Genomic DNA, 1,224 nt, shown 5'->3' on the forward strand with positions numbered 1-1,224 from the left:
CGAGGACTTAACTAAAATAACTGTTTGATGATTCACCTTGTCAGTTGCACTTCTTATCTAGTTTTCAGGGTATTATCTTATTGATCTAAAATTAATGAGAAATAATTAAGATATATTTTCAAAAAAGACTTGCTTTTACTTGAGAAACTGAATATAATATATCTTGTCCTTGAAAATAATATGTCTGGTGACAATAGCGAAGAGGTCACACCTGTTTCCATACCGAACACAGAAGTTAAGCTCTTCAGCGCCGATGGTAGTTGGGTTTTCCCTGCGAGAGTAGGACGTCGCCACGCAAATGGAGGATTAGCTCAGCTGGGAGAGCACCTGCCTTACAAGCAGGGGGTCGCAGGTTCGAGCCCTGCATCCTCCACCATTTGCCGGCCTAGCTCAACTGGTAGAGCAACTGACTTGTAATCAGTAGGTTGGGGGTTCAAGTCCTCTGGCCGGCACCATTTTTCATGAAACAACTAATTTGATATTACTCATTTTAAATGAGCCATTAGCTCAGTCGGTAGAGCATCTGACTTTTAATCAGAGGGTCGGAGGTTCGAATCCTCCATGGCTCACCATATCACGCGGGTGTGGCGGAACTGGCAGACGCGCTAGACTTAGGATCTAGTGTCTTACGACGTGGGGGTTCAAGTCCCTTCACCCGCACCAAGAAAATTTAATAATTATGCGGAAGTAGTTCAGTGGTAGAACACCACCTTGCCAAGGTGGGGGTCGCGGGTTCAAATCCCGTCTTCCGCTCTAGGGATTTAATCATTTAGTTTGCCGAGTGATTATATGTTTATCCTTGCCGGGGTGGCGGAATTGGCAGACGCACAGGACTTAAAATCCTGCGGTGGGTTTCCACCGTGCCGGTTCAAGTCCGGCCCTCGGCACCATAATGCGCCCGTAGCTCAATTGGATAGAGTGCTTGACTACGGATCAAGAGGTTAGGGGTTCGACTCCTCTCGGGCGCGCCATTTTTCGGGAAGTAGCTCAGCTTGGTAGAGCACTTGGTTTGGGACCAAGGGGTCGCAGGTTCGAATCCTGTCTTCCCGACCATTTATTTTTAACTTATAGTGGGGCCTTAGCTCAGCTGGGAGAGCGCCTGCCTTGCACGCAGGAGGTCAGCGGTTCGATCCCGCTAGGCTCCACCATTTTTGATCTTTGAAAACTGAATCCAAACAACCAAAGAAGTTAAGAAAAGAAGTAAACAGAAGCTAGTGCTTCAAG

General features: G+C 47.2%; 9 tRNA genes and 1 rRNA gene. All 10 read left to right on the top strand.

Annotation, left to right across the window (positions count from 1 at the left end):
• The first annotated feature begins 183 nt into the window (after nt 1–183).
• The 10 genes from rrf (at nt 184) to ABD814_RS09265 (ending at nt 1,148) form a co-directional block, all read left to right on the top strand.
• A 5S ribosomal RNA gene (rrf, locus tag ABD814_RS09220) occupies nt 184–296 on the top strand.
• A gap of 4 nt (nt 297–300) precedes the next feature.
• A tRNA-Val gene (locus ABD814_RS09225) sits at nt 301–376 on the top strand.
• Nucleotides 377–379: 3 nt separating this feature from the next.
• Nucleotides 380–455 (top strand) — tRNA-Thr (locus tag ABD814_RS09230).
• Between the two features lie 41 nt (nt 456–496).
• Nucleotides 497–572, top strand: a tRNA-Lys gene (locus tag ABD814_RS09235).
• Nucleotides 573–578: 6 nt separating this feature from the next.
• Nucleotides 579–663, top strand: a tRNA-Leu gene (locus ABD814_RS09240).
• An 18-nt stretch (nt 664–681) separates the two neighbouring features.
• Nucleotides 682–753 (top strand) — tRNA-Gly (locus tag ABD814_RS09245).
• A 48-nt stretch (nt 754–801) separates the two neighbouring features.
• A tRNA-Leu gene (locus ABD814_RS09250) sits at nt 802–890 on the top strand.
• Between the two features lie 4 nt (nt 891–894).
• A tRNA-Arg gene (locus ABD814_RS09255) sits at nt 895–971 on the top strand.
• A 5-nt stretch (nt 972–976) separates the two neighbouring features.
• Nucleotides 977–1,053 (top strand) — tRNA-Pro (locus tag ABD814_RS09260).
• Between the two features lie 19 nt (nt 1,054–1,072).
• Nucleotides 1,073–1,148: transfer RNA gene (locus ABD814_RS09265), tRNA-Ala, on the top strand.
• Nucleotides 1,149–1,224: the final 76 nt, after the last annotated feature.

Source organism: Amphibacillus indicireducens (genome assembly GCF_039539605.1).
Classification (GTDB): domain Bacteria; phylum Bacillota; class Bacilli; order Bacillales; family Amphibacillaceae; genus Amphibacillus; species Amphibacillus indicireducens.